This window comes from Edaphosphingomonas fennica, from assembly GCF_003034225.1.
In the GTDB taxonomy this organism is placed as follows: Bacteria; Pseudomonadota; Alphaproteobacteria; order Sphingomonadales; family Sphingomonadaceae; genus Sphingomonas_E; species Sphingomonas_E fennica.
The window spans coordinates 1-20,306 of record NZ_PHHF01000009.1 but is presented as its reverse complement, the minus strand read 5'-3'; the positions used below and the strand labels follow the sequence as shown (position 1 = coordinate 20,306).

Genomic DNA, 20,306 nt, shown 5'->3' with positions numbered 1-20,306 from the left:
TGCCCTTGCCAAGGGGGCGTCCACATATGAATCACATTCCCGACGCCAAGGGAATCCTGTTTATGGGTCCCGACCCTAGCGGTTTTCGGGCGGTGCCGGCCCACTCCCAAAACCGGGCCCCGCGCAATCCAGCTTCACGGCAGCCACCAATTTCTTGTCCAATGTTGCGCCGCCGCGGTTGAGGAAAGGGGGCGCGGAGGCTATAGGCCCGCGCGCCTGTCAATCCCCTGGGGACACGATCCATGACCTTCACGTCCGCCGCGCTCGGCCGCATCCAGCCGTCCGCCACGCTTGCCATGACCAGCCGCGTCCTGGAGCAGAAGGCGAAGGGGATCGACGTGATCGGTCTTTCGGCCGGCGAGCCCGATTTCGACACGCCCGATTTCGTGAAGGCGGCCGCGATCGAGGCGATCCAGCAGGGCAAGACCAAATATACCAATGTCGACGGCACGGCCGAGCTGAAGGCCGCCATCGCCGCCAAGTTCAAGCGCGACAACGGCCTGGTCTACGAACCCGCGCAGATCAGCGTGAACGTCGGCGGCAAGCACACCCTGTTCAACGCGCTGGTCGCCACCGTCGATCCGGGTGACGAGGTGATCATCCCCGCGCCTTATTGGGTGAGCTATCCCGACATCGTCGCCTTCGCGGGCGGCGTGCCCGTGATGATCGCGGCGGGCGCCGCGCAGAATTACAAGGTGACGCCCGAGCAGCTCGATGCCGCGATCACGCCGCGGACCAAGTGGGTGCTGCTCAACTCGCCGTCCAACCCCTCGGGCGCGGCCTATAGCGAAGCCGAGCTGAAGGCCCTGGCCGAGGTGCTGCGCCGCCACCCGCACGTGTGGGTGATGACCGACGATATGTATGAGCATATCGTCTATGACGATTTCCACTTCACCACGATCGCCCAGGTCGCGCCCGACCTCTATGAGCGGACGCTGACGGTGAACGGCTGCTCCAAGGCCTATTCGATGACCGGCTGGCGCATCGGCTTCGCCGGCGGGCCGACCTGGCTCATCAAGGCGATGGCCAAGCTGCAGTCGCAATCGACCTCCAACCCCTGCTCGATCGCGCAGGCGGCGGCGACGGCGGCGCTCAACGGCGACCAGGGCTTCCTCAAGGATCGCGCCCGCGCCTTCCAGGTCCGCCGCGATCTGGTGGTCGGCCGGCTGAACGCGATCGACGGCATCCACTGCCCGGTCCCCGAAGGCGCCTTCTACGTCTATCCCGACGTTTCGGGCCTGATCGGCCGCAAGACACCGGCCGGCCTCGTCATCGAAAATGACGAGATGCTGATCGGCTATCTGCTGGACGAAGGCCGCGTCGCCGCCGTCCATGGCGGGGCCTTCGGTCTCTCGCCGGCCTTCCGCGTGAGCTACGCCACCTCCGAATCGATCCTGACCACGGCCTGCGATCGCATCGCCGAGGCCTGCGCCGCGCTGAAATAAGCCAGGGGCCGCCCCTTCGCCCCGACCGGAGGCGAAAGGGGCGGCCTTTTCCACCGCCGGCCTTGCAACCGGCCGCTGCCCGCCCACTTATCCATCATCGCGGATATGCGAGGTGCAGCGTGGCGCGGACCCATCTGATCGCAGCTTTATTGGCCACGGGCGTCGCGGTCGGCATGCTGGCGCCGATCGCGCGGCCCGATTTTTCGGCCGCGACCGCCGCCGAGACGGCGGTGCGCCTGCCGCCGCCCGCGCTCGATCCGCCCTCCACCGCATCCTCCGACACGGCGATCCTCGCCGGCGGCTGCTTCTGGGGCGTGCAGGGCGTGTTCCAGCATGTGAAGGGCGTCACCTCCGCCGTGTCCGGCTATGCCGGCGGGGACAGGGCGGCGGCGCGTTACGGCACGGTCCGGTCGGGCGCCACCGGCCATGCCGAGGCGGTGCGCATCACCTATGATCCCCGCCAGATCAGCTATGGCCGGCTGTTGCAGATCTTCTTCTCGGTGGTGCACGATCCCACCCAGCAGGATCGGCAGGAGCCGGATGTCGGCCCGCAATATCGATCGGCGATCATGCCCGCCGGCGAGGCGCAGCGGCGGGTGGCGGCGGCCTATATCGCCCAGCTCGGCAAGGCGCGGGCCTGGCCCCGCCCGATCGTGACGCGGATCGAGCCGGGCAAGGCCTTCTTCCCGGCCGAGCCCTATCATCAGGACTATCTGGCCCGGCATCCCGACCAGTTCTACATCCGCGTCAACGACCTGCCGAAGATCGCCGCGCTCCGGCAGGCCTTTCCGTCGCTCTATCGGGCCAGGCCGGTGCTGGTCGCCGGGTGAGGCGAGCGGCCTGCCGGCCCGTCGCATCCCTCAGGCGCCGTGCCCCTTCAGCTCCTGGCCGGTGAGGCGAACGACGTGGAGCACGTTGGTCGATCCCGGTGTTCCGAACGGCACGCCCGCCATCACGATGATGCGATCGCCGGCATGGGCGATCTTGTGGCGGAGCGCCATGCGCTTGGCCTTGCCGACCATTTCCTCGAAGCTCGCGACGTCGCGGGTGTGGACGGCGTGCGCGCCCCAGAGCAGGCCGAGCCGCCGCGCGGTCGCCTGGCTGGGGGTGAGGACGAGCACGGGCACGTCCGGCCGCTCGCGCGAGATGCGGCGCGCGGTGGAGCCGGAAAGGGTGAAGCAGATGATCGCGGCGGCCGAAACCGTGCGCGCGATATTGCCGGCGGCCTCGGCCAGCGCGTCCGCCGTGGTGGGATCGGCCGGCGTCTCGGTGAAGTGGAGGCGCGCCTGATAGCCGGGGTCCTGCTCCACCGACACGGCGATGCGGTTCATCATCGCCACCGCTTCCTCCGGCCAGCTTCCCGCCGCCGATTCGGCCGAAAGCATCACCGCGTCGGCGCCGTCATAGATGGCGGTCGCGACGTCCGACACTTCGGCGCGCGTGGGCGAGGGGGACTGGATCATCGATTCCAGCATCTGGGTGGCGACCACCACCGGCCGGCCCATGCGGCGCGCGGTTTCGACGATGCGCTTCTGCGCGGGCGGCACCAGCTCGGGCGGCAGCTCCACGCCAAGGTCGCCGCGCGCCACCATCACCGCGTCGGCCAGCTCCAATATCTCCTCCAGCCGGTCCAGCGCGGCCGGCTTCTCGATCTTGGCGAGCAGCGCCGCCTTGCCGCCGATCAGCCGGCGCGCCTCGGCCACGTCCTCGGGCCGCTGGACGAAGCTCAGGGCAATCCAGTCGGCCCCCTGCTCCAGCGCGAAGGCAAGGTCCTTGCGGTCCTTTTCGGTGAGCGCCGCCATCGGCACCACCACGTCGGGCACGTTCAGGCCCTTGCGGTTGGAAAGCGGGCCGCCGACCTCGACGATGGTGTCGACGCGATCCTCGTCCACGTCGGTGACGCGCAGCACCAGCTTGCCGTCGTCCAGCAGCAATCGCGCGCCGGGGCGCAGCGCCTGGAATATCTCCTTGTGGGGAAGCTGCACGCGATGCTGGTCGCCGGGCGCTGGATCGCGATCCAGCCGGAAGGGATCGCCCGTGCGCAGGTGAACGGCGCCGTCGGTGAAGGTGCCGACGCGCAGCTTCGGGCCCTGCAGGTCGAACAGGATCGTCGTCGGCCGGTCCAGTTCCTTCTCCAGCGCCCGGATCGCCGTGACCAGCGCCGCCTTGTCGTCATGGCCGCCGTGGCTCATGTTGATGCGGAATGCGTCGGCACCGGCCAGATAGAGCTTGCGGATCATCTCCGGCGTCGCGCTGGCGGGACCGAGCGTGGCGAGCACGCGGACCTTGCGCTCTCGGGCCTGGGCGGCGAACTTGTTTGCCATCGGCATCGATCCTCTGCTTGCGGGATGAAGCCGGCTCGTTAGTCCCTATTTGCGACAGATCAAGTTTGGAGTTTGCGCCATGAAACCCACAGAAACGGTCCAGCGCCCGGAAGATGTGATCGACGATGCGACCGCGGCGGCCGCTTTCCGCCGGCTGCTGCGCCATCTGCGGCACCGGGCGGACGCCCAGAATATCGATCTGATGGGGCTGGCCGGCTTCTGCCGCAACTGCCTGGCGGACTGGGTTTCCGAAGCCTCGCACGGCAAGTTCGATGCGGAGACGGCGCGCCACCTCGTCTACGGCATGCCCTATGGCGAATGGAAGGCGCGCAACAACACGCCGGCCACGCCCGAGCAGATCGCGAAGATGGAAGCGAGCATGGCGCTGAACCGCACCCGCGAGCAGGAGGCGCTGGACGAGGGGCTGGACCAGTCGCTGGAAGACAGCTTCCCCGCCAGCGATCCGCCCTCCCAGACCGATCCGTCCCGCTGAGCGGCGGGGGCGGCCGCCGCTCTTTCCGGGTGGCGGCCCGATTTTATCGTTCCCCTATTCCCATCCGCCCGAACCGGGATAAGGTGATGGATCAAAAGGGGGAATCACAAAAAATGCGAAAGACGATACTGGCGGCCTGCACGGCGATCCTGATGGCCGGGACCGCCCATGCGCAGGCCGCGCCCGCGGCTTCGGCCACCCAGGCGGCGGCGCATGTCACCTATATCCACGCGGGCGCGCTGCTCGACCGGCCGGGCGGCAGGCCGCGCGGCGCCTCCACCGTGATCGTGCGCGACGGCAAGATCGTCGAGGTGCGCGACGGCTTCGCCGCGCCGGAGGGCGGGGCCGAACTGGTCGACCTCAAGGACCGTTTCGTCCTGCCGGGGCTGATCGACATGCACGTCCACCTCTACAGCGACGGCGATCCGCTGAAGGAACGGCTGGAAGGGCCGGGGCGCGATTATGAGGACGAATTCGTCATCGCCGCCCGCCATGCCCGCGTCACGCTCGAATCGGGCTTCACCACCGTGCGCGATCTGGGCGGGGAGCCGCGCGGCATCGCCACGCTGCGCGACGCCATCAACGCCGGCGACCTGCCGGGGCCGACGATCGTGCCGGCGGGGAAGATGATCTCCGTGTCCGGCGGGCATGGCGACGCCAACGGCGTGAACCGCGATCTTTATGAGGCGATGCACCAGCATCAGACCAATATCTGCGACGGCGCCGACGAATGCCGCCGCGCGGTGCGCGCCCAGATCCGCGACGGGGCGGAAGTCATCAAGTTCGCGGCGACGGGCGGGGTGCTCTCCAACGTCGCCGGCGGGCTCGGCCGGCAGATGACGCCGGACGAGATGCGCGCCATCGTCGAGACCGCGCACAGCTTCGGCCGCAAGGCGACCGCGCATGCCCATGGCAAGGAAGGGATCGAGACCGCGCTTGAGGCGGGCGTCGATTCGATCGAGCATGGCAGCTTCCTCGACGAGAATACGGTTAAGCTGTTCAAGGCGAAGGGCGCCTATCTGGTGCCGACGATGATCGCGCCGGTGACGGCGCTGCGCAACGCCCGGGCCGGCGCGCTGCCCGCGCCGACGCTGGTGAAGGCGGAGGCCGCCGCCGCCGCCGCCAAGAAGAATCACGCGCTGGCCGTGCGCTCTGGCGTGAAGATCGCCTTCGGCACCGATACCGGCGTGTCGAAGCATGGCGACAATGCGCAGGAATTCGCGCTGATGCTGGAAGCGGGGATGACCGCGGACCAGGCGATCCGCGCGGCGACGCTGGATGCGGCCGACCTGCTCGGCCGCGCCGACCGGCTGGGCAGCATCGAGCCCGGCAAGGATGCCGATATCATCGCCGTCGCGGGAAGCCCGCTGGAGGATGTGCATCGGCTGGAAACGGTGGATTTCGTGATGCGCCACGGCACCGTCCACAAGCTCGGCGGCAAGCGCCAGCCCTTCCCCGTCGATTGATGTTCGGATGGCGCGGGAGGGTTGGGCTCCCGCGCTACTCCTGTCGGGCTAGTTTACATCTCGTAATAGTTAACAGTGTTTTGCACTAGAATTGCCGTTGTTGGCACGATTCCTGCTTTGCTCTCGGCGTTATATTCCAGAGGGGAGTAGTAGCGTGAAATCCATGTTCCTGAAGATCGCCGCCGCGGCCAGCCTCGGTCTTGCCGCGATCGCGCCCGCCAATGCGGCGGTGACGTTCGAGATCGACCAGAGCGCCGCCAATACCTACGTCAATTATTCCTATAATCAGCTGGGGTGGAGCAACTTCTCCGCCACGCTCGCGGATCTGCCGACGAGCTTGAAGACGCTGGAGATCGGCGAGAGCTGGACTTTCGATTTCATCGACATCTCGATCGGCGGCATCGGCGCCGGCGCGGTGGAACTGGCCGCCCAGCTTTCGTTCCTCACGCCGGGTGGCTCGGCTCCGGGGGAAGCCAGCGGCTGGTATGCCGTCGCCTTCTTCACCGCCGCCGGGGGCCTGACCTGGGACGGGCCGACGACGATCACCGCCAACGGCGCGACCTATCAGGTGGCGCTGGAAAATCTCGGCGGCCTCGATTTCGGTCATCCCATCACCGAGACCATCTCCGCCACCGTCACGCTGATCGGGCAGGACGTCGTCTCCGCCCCGGTGCCGGAACCGGCGAGCTGGGCGATGCTGATCGCGGGCTTCGGCCTGGTCGGCGGCGCGATGCGCCTGCGCGCGCCGCGCCGGGTGGCGATCGCCGCCTGATAACGGCCGCATAGACGGACCCGGATCGCAGGGAGGCGCCGTCGGCCGCGAGGCCGGCGGCGCTTTCGCGTTTCGGGCGGACGGCGCGGAAAATGCGGCCCCGGAAGACGAGACCGGTTCCGTGCGGGGCGAAACCGCTCTAGAGGCTCCGCTTCCACCGAATCAGGAGTGAACGACCGGATGAGCGAACCTAATGTCGCGGCCGATCAGCTGAGGCTGTTCATCGAGCGCATCGAGCGGCTGGAAGAAGAGAAGAAGGGCATTTCGGACGACATCAAGGACGTCTATCTGGAAGCCAAGAGCCAGGGCTATGATGTCAAGACGATGCGCGCCATCGTCCGGCTGCGGAAGATGGAGAAGCATGCCCGCGATGAGGCGGAGGCCCTGCTCGAAACCTACAAGGCGGCGCTTGGCCTCGGCTAACATGACCGCACCGGCGCCGGCGGAGCGATGAAGCTCTACGGCGTCGCCTTTTCGCCTTATGCCCAGCGCTGCCTGATGGTGGCGCGGGCCAAGGGCCATGATCTCGCCCTGTTGCCGCCGCCGCCCGACGGCGACTGGCGATCGCCCGCCTATCGCGCGATCAACCCGCTGGCCAAGCTGCCCTGCCTGGACGATGGCGGCTTCATCCTGCCCGAATCCGGCCCCATCGCCGACTATCTCGATGCCGTCCTGCCCGGCCCTTCGCTATGGCCGGCGGACCCGCGCGCCCGCGCCCGCGCCGCCTTCGCCGCCCGCATGGTGGATGTGGAGATCGGTCCCGGCGTCTCGATGCTGCTGGGCCATGCGCTGTTCGGGATGGGCGGCGGGGATGCCGTCGCCCGCGCGATGCGCCGGGTGATGCGCGGCCTGGGCGCCATCGCCCATTTCCGGGATGCGGCCGCGCGCTGGGCGCAGGGCGACCGCTTTGGCCATGCCGATGCCGCGCTGATGCCGATGCTGGCCGTATGCGATCGCTTCGGCGATCCCGCCGCGATCCGGGCCGACCCCGGCCTTGCCGCTTATCGGGATCGCGCCTTGGGCAGCGACGCCGGCCGCCGGATGGCGGGGGAGATGGCGGCAAGCTTCGATGCCTTCCTCGCGCGGCCGCTGGCGGCGCGCGGCCGGATCGGGCAGTAAGGGGTTGCAACGGCAATGGGGAGCCCGGCGATGATCGTCACCACCACCACGCTGATCGAGGGCCGCCCGGTCCGCGACTATCTGGGCATCGTCACCGGCGAGGTGATCGTCGGCGCCAACCTGTTCAAGGATCTGTTCGCCTCGGTGCGCGACATCGTCGGCGGCCGGTCCGGCGCCTATGAAGGGGCGCTGCGCGATGCGCGGACGGCCGCGTTCGAGGAGCTGACGTCCGAGGCGCGCGATCTCGGCGCCGATGCCGTGATCGGCGTCGACATCGATTATGAGGTGCTGGGCCAGAACGGATCGATGCTGATGGTTTCGGTGAGCGGCACGGCGGTGAAGCTTTGAGCGGCGCCGTGATCGAGCCGGACGTTGCCGGCGTCCGCCGCGCGGTGATCGCCCATCTGAAGCCGCCGCACATGACCGCCGACATCTGGCTGATCGCGCTCGCCATCACCACCGGCACCAACCTGATCGACTTCGCGACCAAGCCGCAGCCGGGGGAGATGTCCGGCGCGTTCATCGCCGCCGCCGCGATCCGGGTCATCGCCGTGTTCTGGCTGGCTTATGCGGTGATCCGCCGCATCGCCGGCGTGCCCCGGCCCTTCGCCCCCGGCGCGCCGCTGGCGCGCTATCTGGGCGTGACGATCCTGCTCGCGATCGGCTTCGGCCTGTTTTCGGCGCTGGGCACCATCGCCACGGGCAAGGATGCGGCGATCGCCGATATCTGGCTGGCGCACATGATCACCACCGCCATCTGGTATGCCTTCACCATCGCCATCCTCGCCTGGCAGGCGGCGCTGGCGATCGGGGATGCGGGCTTTCCCCTCCGCCACATCTTCGCCCGCCAGCAGGGGCGGCTGGTGCCCCTGTGGCTGGCTTATGCCGCGCTGGTGCTGCCGTTCGCCGCCGTGCATTTCGCGCTCACCCTGGTCGCGGTGAAGATCGCCCTGCCGGCGCGCGCGCTGGCGGCGCTGTCGCTGGTCGATGGCGCGGTATCGGCGGTGCAGCTGGCGATCGGCTGCGCGCTGGGCGTGGTGGCGTGGAAGATCGCGTTGCCGTTGCGCGAAGGGGCTGCCTCCCGCTAAGGAGCGCGCACAATTCCGACAGACAGCACAGGACCGCGACGGCAATGGCCGGCCATTCCAAATTCAAGAACATCATGCACCGCAAGGGTGCGCAGGATAAGAAGCGCTCGGCGCTGTTCTCCAAGCTCAGCCGCGAAATCACCGTGGCCGCCAAGATGGGCCTGCCCGATCCGGCGATGAACGCCCGCCTGCGCGCGGCCGTGCTCACCGCGCGCGCCGGCGGCATGCCCAAGGACAATATCGAGCGCGCGATCAACAAGGCGGCGGGCAGCGACGGCGAGAATTACGAGGAAGTGCGCTACGAGGGCTTCGGCCCCGGCGGCGTCAGCCTGATCATCGAGACGCTGACCGACAACCGCAACCGCACCGCCACCAACGTCCGCACCGCCGTTTCGAAGAATGGCGGCAATCTGGGCGCCAGCGGATCGGTGAGCCACGGCTTCGACCGGATGGGCCTGATCAACTATCCGGCCAGCGCGGGCGATGCCGACAAGGTGTTCGAGGCGGCGCTGGAGGCCGGCGCGGAGGATGTCTCCTCCAGCGACGAGGGCCATGAGATCTGGACCGCGACGGAAAATCTCCACGAAGTCGCCAAGGCGCTGGAAGCCGTGCTCGGCGATGCCGAGGGCGTGAAGCTCGCCTGGCGCCCGCAGACGCTGGTGTCGGTGGGCGAAGGCGATGCCGCGACGCTGTTCAAGCTGATCGACGCGCTCGACGACGATGACGACGTCCAGACCGTCTGGGCCAATTACGACGTCTCCGACGAGGTGATGGAAAAGCTGGGGTGATCGGAATCTGAGCCCCTCCCCTTCAGGGGAGGGGTTGGGGTGGGGAAGCCGGGTGAAATCGTGGGAACTTGGTAACCGCGCCCGTGGCATGCGTAATGATCCGACGCCCGCCGAAAAGCATCTCTGGCGCCACCTCTCCCGATCGCAGCTCGGCGGTTTCAAGTTTCGTCGCCAATCGGTGATAGGGCCGTTCATCGTCGATTTCTTCTGCCCGGCGAAAGGGCTGATCATCGAGGTCGATGGCGATACGCACGATCGGCAGCTGGATGCCTCTCGCGACGCGGCGCTCGCGGGCAAGGGCTTCCAAACTCTTCGCTTCACCAACCGGGACGTGGCGTGCGACATGGAGGCTGTGCTGACCGCGATCCTTGCCAAACTCTTGGCCATGCCTGACCGCTGGCCCCACCCCAACCCCTCCCCTGAAGGGGAGGGGCTTGCCGGCTCATGATCCTCATCGGTCTCGATCCCGGTCTCGGCACCACCGGCTGGGGGGTGATCGCGGCTGACGGCAACCGGCTCAGCCATATCGCCAACGGCCAGGTGAAGACGGAAACCCACGCGCCGCTGGCCGAACGGCTGGTGGCGCTGCACGATCAGCTGACGGACGTGCTGCTGGCCCACCGCCCCGATGCGGCGGCGGTGGAGGAGGTGTTCGTCAACGCCAATCCGCAATCCACGCTCAAGCTCGGGCAGGCGCGCGGCGTGGTGCTGCTGACGGTCGCCCGGCAGGGGATCGCGGTCGGCGAATATGCCGCGCGTCTCATCAAGAAGGCGGTGGTCGGCACCGGCGCCGCCGAAAAGCAGCAGGTGCACGCCATGGTCGCGCGGCTGCTGCCCGGCGTGAAGATCGCCGGCGCCGACGCGGCCGATGCGCTGGCCGTCGCCATCACCCACGCCCATCATCTGGCGAGCGCCAGGGCCATGAAGAGGATCATCGCATGATCGCACGGTTGACCGGCCTGCTCGCGGAGACGACGGCCGATTATGCGGTGATCGACGTCGGCGGCGTCGGCTATCTGGTGCAGGCTTCCGCCCGCACGCTTTCCGCCCTCGGCGCGGCGGGCGGGCAGGTGATGCTGTTCACCGAGATGCAGGTGCGCGAGGATGCGATCACGCTGTTCGGCTTCGGATCGGCGGGCGAGCGGGACTGGTTCCGCCTGTTGACCAGCGTGCAGGGCGTGGGCGGCCGCGTGGCGCTGGCGATCCTTTCCGCGCTGGCGCCCGACGAGCTTTCCCGCGCGATCGCGGGCGGTGACAAGGCGATGGTGGCGCGGGCCAACGGCGTGGGGCCGAAGCTCGCGATGCGCATCGTCAACGAACTCAAGGACAAGGTGGGCGGCCTCGCGATCGGCGTGCCGGGCGCGGTTGTGGCGGCACCGGCGGGCAGCGCCGCGGGCGATGCGCTCTCCGCGCTCGCCAATCTCGGCTTCCGCCCCGCCGAGGCCAATGCGGCGGTGGCGGCCGCCGAGCAGGAACTGGGGCCGGGCGCGACGCTCGATGCGCTGGTGCGCCTCGCGCTCAGGAAGGCGGCGCGCTAGGGGCGTCCTCCCTTCCCCGCTTCGCCAAGCCGGGGGAATCCTCATCCTGGGGCGCTGGAGGTTCCGTCGGGCCGGTCGCCGTCCATGGATTCCCGTTTTCGCGGGAATGACGGGGGGCTTATCCCACCGGCGTCAGCAGCGGCTTTCCGGCAAAGAACGCCTCCACGTTCGCGATCACCAGATCGGCCATCGCCTTGCGCGTCTCGACGGTGGCGCTGCCCTGATGGGGGAGGAGGACGACATTCTCCATCGCCAGCAGCGCTTCCGGCACATGCGGCTCGTGCGCGAACACGTCGAGGCCGGCGGCGCCCAGGCGGCCTTCGGCCAGCGCCGCGACCAGCGCATCCTCGTCCACCACCGATCCCCGGGCGATGTTGATGAGCGTGCCGTCCGGCCCGAGCGCGTCGAGCACGGCGCGGTCGACCAGCCCGGCCGTGCCCTTGCCGCCCGGCGTGGCGACGACCAGCACGTCCACGCCGGCCGCCAGCGCCACCGTGTCGGCGGCGTAGCGATAGGGCGCGCCCGGAACGGGGGTGCGGCTGTGATAGGCGATCTCGCCGGCGAAGGGCGCGCACCGCTTTGCGATCGCGCTGCCGATCCGGCCGAGGCCGAGAATGCCGATGCGCCGGCCGGTGAGCTTGCGGGCCAGCGGCGGCGGCCCTTCCTTCTCCCAGCGGCCGTCGCGGACATAGCGATCGTAGAGCGCGACCCGGCGATAGACCGCGAACATCAGCGCGATGGCGGTGTCGGCGGTATCCTCCGTCAGCACGTCGGGCGTGTTGGTGACGGCGATGCCGCGCGCGCGGGCATGGGCCACGTCCACCTTGTCATAGCCGACCGCGCAGACCGCGATCAGCGCGAGATCCGGGCAGCGGTCGATCGTCGCGGCGTCGATCCCCTCGGCCCCGCCCGTCACCGCCGCGCGGATGCCGGGGCCGGGCGCGGTGCGCAGGTCGAACCGGCTTTGCAGGTCGTCGAGCATCCAGTGCGGCGGCTCCTGGACGAGCAGGAGGACGGGGGGCTTGTGAGGCAAGGAGCGGGCTTCTCTGTGCAAAAAGGGACGGATCAGCCGCCCCACACCTCGCCATAAAGGCGCAGCAGGTTGCCGCCCAGTATCTTTTCGATCCGCGCCGCCGGCCAGCCCGCGCGGGCAAGATCGTCCGCCAGCATGCGGAAGCGCATATGGCTGTTATAATCCATCACTAGGTTGAAGACGTCCGGCCCTTCGCCCGGCGCCGCGATTCCCTTGGCGGCGCGATCCTCGTAGAATTTCTTCTGGTTGGCGCGTGCATCGTCGTCGATCACCGTGGCGGAAAGCATGCCGTCCGTGCCGATTGCGACATGATCCTCGCCGCACACGTCCACGGCATGGGCCATGTGGCGGATCAGATCGTCCTTCGTCGGTTTGCCGCCGGGGACGAGGAAGGGCATCCAGTAGACGCCGGCCACGCCGCCCTTGTCCGCAAGCGCCTTCAGCTCCGCATCCCAGACGTTGCGGGGATTGTCGTGGAGCGAGCGGCAGCCGGTATGGCTGATGGTCAGCGGGCGCTTCGCCGCCGCGATTCCCTCGGCGATGGTGCGCTGGCCGCCGTGGGAGAGGTCCAGCAGCAGCCTTTCCGCCTCGATCCGTTCGATCGTGGCGCGGCCGAGCCTGGATAGCCCGGCATTGGCGGGCTCCAGCGATCCGTCGCCGGAAAGGTTGCGGAGATTGTAGGTGAGCTGGATCACGCGGACGCCCAGCCCCCTGAACAGCGCCACCCGATCCAGCACCGGGCCGATCACCGCCGAATCCTGCAGCCCATAGACGATGGCGATCCGGCCCGATGCCTTGGCGGCGCGGATATCGGCGGCGGTGAGCGCGTGGAGCAGGATATCGGGATTGTCGGCGATGACCTGGTCGCCGCCGGCAAGGGCCTGCACCGCCTGCTCCAGCGATACGTCATTGCCCGGATCGGCGACGGTCATCTGGATGGCGGTGGCGCCGGATGCGCGCATCTCGGCCAGCCCGCGCGGGGTGAAGCGGGTCATGCCCGGCTTGAAATCGGGATCGCTGACCGCGCCCAGCCCGTCGATCACGATCGCCTTGCGATAAAGCCGGTCGTCGAAGCCGGCGGGCGCGGCGCCCGCGCGCGACGCCAGCAGCAAGGCGGCCCCGCCCGCCAGCACGCCCCGTCTCGTCATGTCCATCGCCCGTTCCCCCCTCTGGTAATGTTGGACCTGAAATGGCAGCCTGCCGGCGGTGATCGTCTCGCGCGCCTCTTCCTCTCCATTCGCCCGGCCGGCCTGCGCCATGGTCCGGGCGGACCGGATGGCAATCCTCAACTTCCTCAACTTCGTGTCAACCGCCGGCCCTCGACAAGCGGCGGCAGTGGCCGCTACGGCGATCGCGTGACCGATACCGACCGCATCCTCACCGCCGCCCGCCGCCCCGAGGACGTGGACGCCGCGCTCCGGCCCCGCAGCCTCGACGAGTTCGTCGGCCAGAAGGCGGCGCGGGAAAATCTGCGCGTGTTCATCGAGGCCGCGCGGGCGCGGGGCGACGCGCTGGATCATGTCCTGTTCTTCGGCCCGCCCGGCCTGGGCAAGACGACGCTGGCGCAGATCATCGCCAAGGAAATGGGATCGGGATTCCGCGCGACGTCCGGCCCCGTCATCGCCAAGGCTGGCGATCTCGCGGCGCTGCTCACCAATCTCGAGGATGGCGACGTGCTGTTCGTGGACGAGATTCACAGGCTCAGCCCGGCGGTGGAGGAGGTGCTCTATCCGGCGATGGAGGATCGCGCGCTCGATCTGATGATCGGCGAGGGGCCGTCGGCGCGGTCGGTGCGGATCGATCTGCCGCGCTTCACGCTGGTCGGCGCCACCACCCGGCAGGGCCTCATCACCACGCCGCTGCGCGACCGCTTCGGCATCCCCGTGCGCCTGCAATTCTATACGGTGGACGAGCTGGAGCGCGTGGTGACGCGCGCGGCGGGCCTGCTGGGCCTGGCGATCGCGCCCGATGGCGCGACGGAGATTGCCCGGCGCGCCCGCGGCACGCCGCGCATCGCCGGGCGGCTGCTGCGCCGCGTGCGCGATTTCGCCGATGTCGCGGGCCATGCCCTGGTCGATCGCAAGGCCGCCGATGCCGCGCTCAACCGGCTGGAGGTCGACCAGCTCGGCCTCGACGCCATGGACCGGCGCTACCTCACCATGATCGCCGACATCTATCGCGGCGGGCCGGTGGGGGTGGAGACCCTGGCCGCCGGCCTGTCCGAACCGCGCGACACGATCGAGGAGGTGATCGAGCCTTATCTGATCCAGCTCGGCCTCGTCGCCCGCACCGCGCGGGGGCGCTGCCTCAACGCGCTGGGGTGGAAGCATCTCGGCCTCAATCCGCCGCCGGGCGCGGAAGCCGGCCTGTTCGACGGAAAATAGGCGGCATTAGCGCCGACTTTGGGGTTCCGGTCGCGAATCGGACAAGCTAGACCGCTGGGCCATGGTTAAGGATGCGTTGGATCAGCCCTTCGAGGGCCGCTTCGTCGGCACGGAGCACCGCTTCGCGCTGCGCGTCTATTTCGAGGACACCGATCTTTCGGGCGTGGTCTACCACGCTAATTATCTGCGCTTCATGGAACGCGCCCGCAGCGACATGCTGCGCGTCGCCGGGATCGACCAGCGCGCCGCGCAGGAAGGGGGCGAGGGCTATTATGCCGTCGCGGACCTTTCCATCCGCTACCGCCGGCCGGCAAAGCTGGACGATGCGCTGCTGGTGGTTTCGCAAGTGAGGGAAATTCGCGCGGCTTCGTGCGTCATTCATCAGAGAGTCATGCGGGGTGGGGAGGTAGTCGCCGAAGCGGACGTCACCGCGGCCTTCCTCTCCCCCGACGGTCGGCCACGGCGGCAGCCACGTGGCTGGATCGAAATATTCGAACGGCTGAAAGGGAATTCTGACCGATCATGACCATTGCGCCCACGGAATCGCTGCTATCCCCCGTAACCTTGTTCATGCAGGCCGATTTCGTCGTGAAGGCGGTGATGATCGGGCTGGTGCTGGCGAGCATCTGGACGTGGACGATCATCCTGGCCCACGGCACGCGCCTTCGGAGGATTTCCAAGGCCAACGAGGCCTTCGAACGCGAATTCTGGAAGGCGGAGGATATCGACCGCTTCTATGACGGTCCCGGCCGTTCCGACCTGCCGAGCGCCAAGGTGTTTTCGGCTGGCGTTTCCGAATGGCGGCGATCGACCAAGGGCGACCGCATCGACCGCGAAGGCACGCGCGCGCGGCTGGCGACGTCGATGGGCGTGGCCGTGGCGGCCGAGGTGGACCGGCTTTCCGACCGGCTGAACATCCTCGCCACCATCGGATCGGTGGCGCCGTTCGTCGGCCTGTTCGGCACGGTGTGGGGCATCATGAAAAGCTTCACCGATATCGCGGCCCAGCAGAACACGTCGCTCGGCGTCGTGGCCCCCGGCATCGCCGAGGCGCTGTTCGCCACCGCGCTCGGCCTGTTCGCGGCCATCCCGGCGGTGATCGCCTATAACCGCCTGACCCATGTGCTGAACCGGATCGAGGCGCGCCTCCACCGCTTCGCCGACGGCTTCCATGCGACGTTGAGCCGCGAGCTGGAGGTCGAGGGCTGATGGGCATGGGGCCGGTGCAGGGCCGCGGGCCTGGCGGCCGCCGCGCGCCGATGGCGGAGATCAACGTCACGCCGCTGGTGGACGTGATGCTGGTGCTGCTGATCATCTTCATGATCGCCGCCCCGCTGATGGCGACGGGCGTGCCGGTGAACCTGCCCGACAGCCGCGCCGGCGCGCTGGACCAGAAGGACCAGCCGATCATGATTTCGATCGACGGGACCGGCAAGGTGTTCCTCGACGATCAGGAAGTGCTGGAATCCACGCTGGCGGCGCGGCTGGGCGACATCGCGGCGACGCGCGGCCATGGCAAGGATGCGCCCCAGATCTTCCTGCGCGCCGATCGCGGCCTGGATTATGGCCGGGTGATGCGGGTGATGGGCGAGCTCAACCGCGCCGGGCTGAACAAGGTGGCGCTGGTTACGGCGGGCGAAGACAGATCGTGATCGATCGCGCGGAGAAGGCTGGTTTCGGCGTTGCGCTGATAGGGCATGCCGCCCTGTTCGCGGTGCTGTCGCTCGGCATCTTCACCACCGTGCGCCTGCCGCCGGCGGTGAACGAGCCGCTCGACGTGATCCTGACCGACGAAGTGGGGCTGCGTTCGGCGGTGCCCAATCCGGCGACCGAGGCGCCGGCGCCATCGGAAGCGCCCGAGACGGGGCCGCCCGAGGAGCCCGCGCCCGCCGAGCCGACGCCTGCGCCGCCCGAGCCCGCGCCGACCCCCAAGGCGGCGGAGCCGACACCCGCGCCGAAGCCGGCCGACAAGCCGAAGCCCGCGGAAAAGCCCAAGCCCGCCGAAAAGGCGCCGGCGAAGGACAAGGAGGATGCGAGCGATCGCCGCCGTCCCGACCGGGAAACCAAGGGCAAGGCGGAAAAGCCCGCTGGATCGCGGCTGGGCGCCAATTTCCTGAAGGGCATTTCCGATGATCCCAAGGGCAAGGCTGCGAGCCCGCGGGCGGCGGTGAGCGGGGCGGCGATGCAGGGGTTGGCGGCCGCGCTCGCCCGTCAGTTCAAGCCCTGCTACGAGCTGGGATCGCTGCAGGGCACATCGGCGATGAGCATCGTGACGACGCTGCGCCTGCGCTACAAGCCGGACGGCACCGTGGCGATCGAGCCCGAGATGGTCGAGCAGACCGGCGTCAACGATGCCAATCGCTCCTATGCCCGGCAGATGAGCGACATCGCGCGGCGCGCGGTGCTGCGCTGCACGCCGGTGAAGCTGCCGGCGGAGCTTTATGAAGGCGGCTGGAACGATTTCCAGCTTCGCTTCATTCCGAGCCAACTGGGATGAGGCAGGCATGGCGCGCCTCCATCCCCCTGGCGCTGGGGCTGCCGTTCGTGTCGGCCGGGTGCACCGCGCCCCGGACGGCCGGGGCGGCGGTGGCGCCGGTGCCCGCGCCCGAGCGCGCGGCGGCGATGCGGGCGATCCAGGTGGCGGCCGATCAGGTGAAGCGCTGCTACCGCTCGCCCCGAAGCGCGGGCGCGGCGCGGACGATCGCGACCACGCTTACCGTGCGCTACGCGCCGGACGGCACGCTGATCGGGTTGCCGCAGGTGGCGCGGCAATCGGGCGTGACGCCGGAGATATCGGCGCAGGCGGAGCGGATGGCGGAAGCAGCCGCGCTCGCCGTGCTGCGCTGCCAGCCGATCCGCCTGCCGGCGGACCTTTACGAAAATGGCTGGAGCGAGTTTCAGCTGACATTCAGTCCGGGCGGGGCGGCATGACGGGCCGGGCAATGAACAAGGAACGGGAGACGATGATGAACCCGACAGGGACGAACCCGCGAGGGATGAAGCCGATGCGAACCCTGCTGCTGGCCGCGGCGCTGGCGGCGCCGCTGCCAGCGGCGGCGCAATCCATCACGGTCGACATCACGGGCGGTATTTCCTCGCCCATGCCGATCGCTATCCCGTCGATGCCGACGCCGGCGATCGTGCAGACGGCGGCGGGCGATACCTCAGCGCTCGGGCGGCAGGTGGCGGACGTGATCACCAACGATCTGCGCAACAGCGGCCTGTTCCAGCCGATCGGGCCGAACGCGCTGGGCCAGGTGAACTTCGCGCAGGTGACGGCGCCCGATTTCCCCTTCTGGGTGGGCACGGGCGCGCAGGCGCTGGTGCAGGGCTTCGCCCAGGCCAATGGCGACGGCACCATCACCGTCGGCTGCTACCTTTATGACGTATTCGCCAAGACGGAGATGGCGCGGCAGGGCTTCGTCGTCCAGCCGGCGCAATGGCGCCGCGCCGCGCATAAATGCGCCGACACCGTCTATACCCGGCTGACCGGCGAAGGCCCCTATTTCGACAGCCGCGTGGTCTACGTCTCCGAAACCGGGCCGAAGAAGAACCGCATCAAGCGGCTGGCGATCATGGACCAGGACGGCGCCAACCACCGCTTCCTCACCAACGGCCAGAATATCGTGCTGACGCCGCGCTTCGCGCCCAACCAGCAATCGATCGTCTACATGTCCTTCGTCAACGATCGGCCGCGCGTCTATGTCTATGACGTCGGTTCCGGCCGGCAGCGGCTGGTGCTGGACCAGCCGAACATGACCTTCGCGCCGCGCTTCTCCCCCGATGGCCGCTTCATCGTCTTCTCGATGGCGATCAACGGCAACACCGACATCTATCGCGTATCGGCGAGCGGCGGCCCGGCGACGCGGCTGACGACGTCGCCCGGCATCGACACGGCGCCCAGCTACTCGCCCGACGGCAGCCGCATCGTCTTCGAAAGCGATCGTTCGGGCACGCAGCAAATCTATGTGATGAGCGCGGACGGATCCGGCCAGCAGCGGATCAGCTTCGGTTCCGGCCGCTATGCGACGCCGGTTTGGAGCCCCAAGGGCGACCTGATCGCCTTCACCAAGATCGGTGCGGGCTTCCGCATCGGCATCATGGGTGTGGACGGATCGGGCGAGAAGCTGCTGACCGACGCCTGGCAGGACGAAGGGCCGAGCTGGTCGCCCAACGGCCGCGTCATCATGTTCTTCCGCACGGCGCAAGGGTCCGGCAAGGCCGACCTGTGGTCGGTCGATCTGACCGGCGTCAACGAAAAACGCGTTCCTACCCCGCTGGATGGATCCGATCCGGCCTGGGGGCCGTTACTGCCCTGAAATGGGTTGACCGTTGCCCTGCTTTCGGTTCATCGTTCCAAACAAACAACTCGTCGCTAAAATCAAGGAGATCGACATGCAGAACCTGACGACCAAGCTGCTGATGGCGGCGGCTCTCGTCGCCGTGGCCGGCTGTTCCAAGAAGCCGCCGGCGCAGCTGCCGCCGGCTCCGCCCACCGAATCCACCCCGGCGCCCGAGACGACGCAGCCGGAAGGCCCGGTGGCGTCGACCGTCGTGCCCGGATCGAAGGAGGATTTCCTCCAGCAGGTGGGTTCCGACCGCGTGTTCTTCGGCACCGACAAATATGACCTCGACAGCGAGGCGCGCGCCATCCTGGACCGGCAGGCCGACTGGCTCGCCAAATATCCGAACGTGCGCGTGACGGTGGAAGGCCATTGCGACGAGCGCGGCACCCGCGAATATAACCTCGCGCTGGGCGATCGCCGCGCCAATTCGGCCAAGAATTATCTGGCGACCAAGATCGACGCCTCGCGCATCTCGACCGTGAGCTACGGCAAGGAGCGTCCGGCGGTGGAAGGTTCGGACGAGTCCGCCTGGGCCCAGAACCGCCGCGCGGTTTCGGTCGTCATCACCGGCATGTGATCCGAAGGGGGAGGGGCCGGCCGGGTCCCTCCCCTTTTCCTTACCCCAGCGCTTCGTCCAGCAGCCGCGCCAGGCGGACGCCGCCGCGCACCGCCTGGAGCCGGAGCACCGGGATCAGCTTTTCGATCGTCGCCTCGTCGATCTTCACGCGCTGGTCGGGCGTGGGGGCGCAGGGATCGCCCAGCACGCTGGCATAAGCGGAATCCCGCGCGACCTGCCAATTCTCGCGCGACCAATCCTCCACCGTGCCTTCGCGCATCGTGGCGCGGGCCGGCGGGCCATATTCCTCAAGCAGCCCCTTCGCGCCGCCCGGTGGCGTGGAAAGCGCGCGATCGGCCAGCAGGCCATCCCATACCGAGTGGAGATTGGCGCGGCCCTCGATCACCCCATAGGCCGCCTTCACGCGATTGCCGCCGAGATCGGCCTTGTCGCCGGCGTGGAGCGGTTGGTGCAGATCGCCCATGAAATGGACGAGGAATACCAGCGCCATCACCCGTTCGCGCACCGGCACCGTGCGATCCTTGAGCAGCCGCGCATTGCGTTCGATCTGGGCGGAAACGCAATTGCCGTCCGGGCAATTGGGCTTGATCGCGAACGGCTTGCAGATGTTCACGTTCTGATAGTGCCAGTTATAGGCATAGCTGAAGCGATCGCCGAGCGGCTTCACGCAATCGGGCCACACGCTCGCCTGCTCGATGGTGTGGGCGGGGCAGGTGGGCGTTTCCAGCAGGTCGGACCGGGCGAGCAGCCGGCGGATCGCGGCGCGGGTGGAGGGCTTCACCTGCGCCATGGCGATGCTGGCGACGGTTTCATGGCCATATTCCCACCAGGCCGCGGCGGGCGTGGCGGCGATGTGTAGCGCGACGATTACGGAGTCCGGTCGGCGTCAATTTTGATGGCCGATAGGTGGCCGCGCCGGTTGGTGAATTCTGG

The 20,306-nt window shown here is 68.5% G+C and carries 25 protein-coding genes; 21 read left to right on the top strand and 4 right to left on the bottom strand.

Translation table 11 applies throughout. The features are described 5' to 3' along the window. The first annotated feature begins 242 nt into the window (after positions 1-242). Together CV103_RS02425 and msrA are read left to right on the top strand one after the other, a co-directional pair. A complete protein-coding gene (locus CV103_RS02425) occupies positions 243-1,445 on the top strand; it encodes a pyridoxal phosphate-dependent aminotransferase (RefSeq protein ID WP_070932064.1) in 1,203 nt (400 codons plus the stop codon). 119 nt (positions 1,446-1,564) lie between these two features. Then, complete coding sequence (gene msrA / locus CV103_RS02420) at positions 1,565-2,275, top strand: peptide-methionine (S)-S-oxide reductase MsrA (RefSeq protein WP_107393872.1); 711 nt, start codon at positions 1,565-1,567, stop codon at positions 2,273-2,275. Positions 2,276-2,305: 30 nt separating this feature from the next. Here the strand turns inward: msrA and pyk are convergent, their stop codons facing one another. Beyond that, positions 2,306-3,769 carry a pyruvate kinase gene (gene pyk, locus CV103_RS02415; RefSeq protein ID WP_015459099.1) on the bottom strand — a complete coding sequence of 488 codons (1,464 nt, stop codon included), beginning with the start codon at positions 3,767-3,769 and terminating at the stop codon, positions 2,306-2,308. A 79-nt stretch (positions 3,770-3,848) separates the two neighbouring features. Here pyk and CV103_RS02410 point away from each other — a divergent pair, with 79 nt between their 5' ends. From CV103_RS02410 to ruvA, 11 genes are all read left to right on the top strand, one after another. Next, positions 3,849-4,262 (top strand): DUF1244 domain-containing protein, encoded by a 414-nt coding sequence (locus CV103_RS02410; protein ID WP_015459100.1) that lies wholly within the window; start codon positions 3,849-3,851, stop codon positions 4,260-4,262. Positions 4,263-4,375: 113 nt separating this feature from the next. After that, the gene (locus CV103_RS02405; RefSeq protein WP_107393871.1) at positions 4,376-5,728 is read left to right on the top strand and encodes a metal-dependent hydrolase family protein; all 1,353 of its coding nucleotides are present in this window, start codon (positions 4,376-4,378) and stop codon (positions 5,726-5,728) included. 163 nt (positions 5,729-5,891) lie between these two features. Beyond that, entirely contained in the window at positions 5,892-6,500 is a 609-nt protein-coding gene (locus CV103_RS02400) for a PEPxxWA-CTERM sorting domain-containing protein (RefSeq protein WP_015459102.1), read from the top strand. Between the two features lie 180 nt (positions 6,501-6,680). Further along, positions 6,681-6,923 (top strand): DUF2312 domain-containing protein, encoded by a 243-nt coding sequence (locus CV103_RS02395; RefSeq protein WP_015459103.1) that lies wholly within the window; start codon positions 6,681-6,683, stop codon positions 6,921-6,923. A gap of 27 nt (positions 6,924-6,950) precedes the next feature. Next, positions 6,951-7,619: a glutathione S-transferase family protein gene (locus CV103_RS02390; RefSeq protein WP_107393870.1), complete on the top strand. Its 669-nt coding sequence runs from the start codon at positions 6,951-6,953 to the stop codon at positions 7,617-7,619. A 30-nt stretch (positions 7,620-7,649) separates the two neighbouring features. After that, complete coding sequence (locus CV103_RS02385) at positions 7,650-7,967, top strand: heavy metal-binding domain-containing protein (RefSeq protein ID WP_015459105.1); 318 nt, start codon at positions 7,650-7,652, stop codon at positions 7,965-7,967. Continuing rightward, positions 7,964-8,707 carry a hypothetical protein gene (locus tag CV103_RS02380; protein ID WP_015459106.1) on the top strand — a complete coding sequence of 248 codons (744 nt, stop codon included), beginning with the start codon at positions 7,964-7,966 and terminating at the stop codon, positions 8,705-8,707. Before CV103_RS02385 ends, CV103_RS02380 begins: the two co-directional genes overlap by 4 nt. Before the next feature lie 44 nt (positions 8,708-8,751). Continuing rightward, complete coding sequence (locus tag CV103_RS02375) at positions 8,752-9,495, top strand: YebC/PmpR family DNA-binding transcriptional regulator (protein WP_015459107.1); 744 nt, start codon at positions 8,752-8,754, stop codon at positions 9,493-9,495. A gap of 52 nt (positions 9,496-9,547) precedes the next feature. Next, positions 9,548-9,943, top strand: coding sequence for an endonuclease domain-containing protein (locus CV103_RS02370; RefSeq protein ID WP_245896620.1), 396 nt, complete (start codon positions 9,548-9,550; stop codon positions 9,941-9,943). After that, positions 9,940-10,437, top strand: a complete 498-nt coding sequence (gene ruvC / locus CV103_RS02365; protein ID WP_107393868.1) for a crossover junction endodeoxyribonuclease RuvC — start codon at positions 9,940-9,942, stop codon at positions 10,435-10,437. The genes CV103_RS02370 and ruvC overlap by 4 nt, the downstream gene beginning before the upstream one ends. After that, positions 10,434-11,033, top strand: a complete 600-nt coding sequence (gene ruvA, locus CV103_RS02360; RefSeq protein ID WP_107393867.1) for a Holliday junction branch migration protein RuvA — start codon at positions 10,434-10,436, stop codon at positions 11,031-11,033. The genes ruvC and ruvA overlap by 4 nt, the downstream gene beginning before the upstream one ends. A gap of 118 nt (positions 11,034-11,151) precedes the next feature. On the opposite strand, the gene CV103_RS02355 is transcribed toward ruvA, so the two are convergent. After that, positions 11,152-12,015 (bottom strand): 2-hydroxyacid dehydrogenase, encoded by an 864-nt coding sequence (locus CV103_RS02355; protein ID WP_107393873.1) that lies wholly within the window; start codon positions 12,013-12,015, stop codon positions 11,152-11,154. 83 nt (positions 12,016-12,098) lie between these two features. Beyond that, complete coding sequence (locus CV103_RS02350; RefSeq protein ID WP_170112534.1) at positions 12,099-13,214, bottom strand: dipeptidase; 1,116 nt, start codon at positions 13,212-13,214, stop codon at positions 12,099-12,101. A 207-nt stretch (positions 13,215-13,421) separates the two neighbouring features. On the opposite strand from CV103_RS02350, the gene ruvB reads away from it, so the two are divergent. The 8 genes from ruvB (at position 13,422) to pal (ending at position 19,373) form a co-directional block, all read left to right on the top strand. After that, complete coding sequence (ruvB, locus tag CV103_RS02345; protein ID WP_070932080.1) at positions 13,422-14,450, top strand: Holliday junction branch migration DNA helicase RuvB; 1,029 nt, start codon at positions 13,422-13,424, stop codon at positions 14,448-14,450. A 61-nt stretch (positions 14,451-14,511) separates the two neighbouring features. Beyond that, positions 14,512-14,976 carry a YbgC/FadM family acyl-CoA thioesterase gene (locus CV103_RS02340; protein ID WP_015459114.1) on the top strand — a complete coding sequence of 155 codons (465 nt, stop codon included), beginning with the start codon at positions 14,512-14,514 and terminating at the stop codon, positions 14,974-14,976. Continuing rightward, on the top strand, positions 14,973-15,659 hold the full coding sequence (gene tolQ, locus CV103_RS02335) for a protein TolQ (protein ID WP_107393865.1): 687 nt from the start codon (positions 14,973-14,975) through the stop codon (positions 15,657-15,659). Before CV103_RS02340 ends, tolQ begins: the two co-directional genes overlap by 4 nt. Continuing rightward, positions 15,659-16,102, top strand: coding sequence for a protein TolR (gene tolR / locus CV103_RS02330; RefSeq protein WP_015459116.1), 444 nt, complete (start codon positions 15,659-15,661; stop codon positions 16,100-16,102). Before tolQ ends, tolR begins: the two co-directional genes overlap by 1 nt. Beyond that, positions 16,099-16,947, top strand: a complete 849-nt coding sequence (locus CV103_RS02325; RefSeq protein WP_015459117.1) for a hypothetical protein — start codon at positions 16,099-16,101, stop codon at positions 16,945-16,947. The genes tolR and CV103_RS02325 overlap by 4 nt, the downstream gene beginning before the upstream one ends. Beyond that, on the top strand, positions 16,944-17,381 hold the full coding sequence (locus tag CV103_RS02320; protein ID WP_107393864.1) for a hypothetical protein: 438 nt from the start codon (positions 16,944-16,946) through the stop codon (positions 17,379-17,381). The genes CV103_RS02325 and CV103_RS02320 overlap by 4 nt, the downstream gene beginning before the upstream one ends. 65 nt (positions 17,382-17,446) lie before the next feature. Then, positions 17,447-18,769, top strand: coding sequence for a Tol-Pal system beta propeller repeat protein TolB (tolB, locus tag CV103_RS02315; RefSeq protein WP_015459119.1), 1,323 nt, complete (start codon positions 17,447-17,449; stop codon positions 18,767-18,769). A 76-nt stretch (positions 18,770-18,845) separates the two neighbouring features. Further along, positions 18,846-19,373 carry a peptidoglycan-associated lipoprotein Pal gene (gene pal, locus CV103_RS02310; protein ID WP_015459120.1) on the top strand — a complete coding sequence of 176 codons (528 nt, stop codon included), beginning with the start codon at positions 18,846-18,848 and terminating at the stop codon, positions 19,371-19,373. Positions 19,374-19,413: 40 nt separating this feature from the next. Here pal and CV103_RS02305 read toward each other — a convergent pair whose 3' ends face one another. Next, positions 19,414-20,241 (bottom strand): S1/P1 nuclease, encoded by an 828-nt coding sequence (locus tag CV103_RS02305; protein ID WP_107393863.1) that lies wholly within the window; start codon positions 20,239-20,241, stop codon positions 19,414-19,416. Positions 20,242-20,306: the final 65 nt, after the last annotated feature.

Excerpts from the sequence above, each read along its gene's own strand:
- CV103_RS02405 (WP_107393871.1), top strand. The coding sequence starts at position 4,376 with ATGCGAAAGACGATACTGGCGGCCTGCACGGCGATCCTGATGGCCGGG.
- pal (WP_015459120.1), top strand. The coding sequence starts at position 18,846 with ATGCAGAACCTGACGACCAAGCTGCTGATGGCGGCGGCTCTCGTCGCC.
- CV103_RS02355 (WP_107393873.1), bottom strand. The coding sequence starts at position 12,015 with ATGCTCGACGACCTGCAAAGCCGGTTCGACCTGCGCACCGCGCCCGGC.
- tolQ (WP_107393865.1), top strand. The coding sequence starts at position 14,973 with ATGACCATTGCGCCCACGGAATCGCTGCTATCCCCCGTAACCTTGTTC.
- CV103_RS02385 (WP_015459105.1), top strand. The coding sequence starts at position 7,650 with ATGATCGTCACCACCACCACGCTGATCGAGGGCCGCCCGGTCCGCGAC.
- ruvA (WP_107393867.1), top strand. The coding sequence starts at position 10,434 with ATGATCGCACGGTTGACCGGCCTGCTCGCGGAGACGACGGCCGATTAT.
- CV103_RS02340 (WP_015459114.1), top strand. The coding sequence starts at position 14,512 with ATGGTTAAGGATGCGTTGGATCAGCCCTTCGAGGGCCGCTTCGTCGGC.
- CV103_RS02375 (WP_015459107.1), top strand. The coding sequence starts at position 8,752 with ATGGCCGGCCATTCCAAATTCAAGAACATCATGCACCGCAAGGGTGCG.
- tolR (WP_015459116.1), top strand. The coding sequence starts at position 15,659 with ATGGGCATGGGGCCGGTGCAGGGCCGCGGGCCTGGCGGCCGCCGCGCG.
- CV103_RS02350 (WP_170112534.1), bottom strand. The coding sequence starts at position 13,214 with ATGACGAGACGGGGCGTGCTGGCGGGCGGGGCCGCCTTGCTGCTGGCG.
- CV103_RS02410 (WP_015459100.1), top strand. The coding sequence starts at position 3,849 with ATGAAACCCACAGAAACGGTCCAGCGCCCGGAAGATGTGATCGACGAT.
- tolB (WP_015459119.1), top strand. The coding sequence starts at position 17,447 with ATGAAGCCGATGCGAACCCTGCTGCTGGCCGCGGCGCTGGCGGCGCCG.
- ruvC (WP_107393868.1), top strand. The coding sequence starts at position 9,940 with ATGATCCTCATCGGTCTCGATCCCGGTCTCGGCACCACCGGCTGGGGG.
- CV103_RS02425 (WP_070932064.1), top strand. The coding sequence starts at position 243 with ATGACCTTCACGTCCGCCGCGCTCGGCCGCATCCAGCCGTCCGCCACG.
- CV103_RS02395 (WP_015459103.1), top strand. The coding sequence starts at position 6,681 with ATGAGCGAACCTAATGTCGCGGCCGATCAGCTGAGGCTGTTCATCGAG.
- pyk (WP_015459099.1), bottom strand. The coding sequence starts at position 3,769 with ATGGCAAACAAGTTCGCCGCCCAGGCCCGAGAGCGCAAGGTCCGCGTG.
- CV103_RS02320 (WP_107393864.1), top strand. The coding sequence starts at position 16,944 with ATGAGGCAGGCATGGCGCGCCTCCATCCCCCTGGCGCTGGGGCTGCCG.
- CV103_RS02400 (WP_015459102.1), top strand. The coding sequence starts at position 5,892 with ATGTTCCTGAAGATCGCCGCCGCGGCCAGCCTCGGTCTTGCCGCGATC.
- CV103_RS02390 (WP_107393870.1), top strand. The coding sequence starts at position 6,951 with ATGAAGCTCTACGGCGTCGCCTTTTCGCCTTATGCCCAGCGCTGCCTG.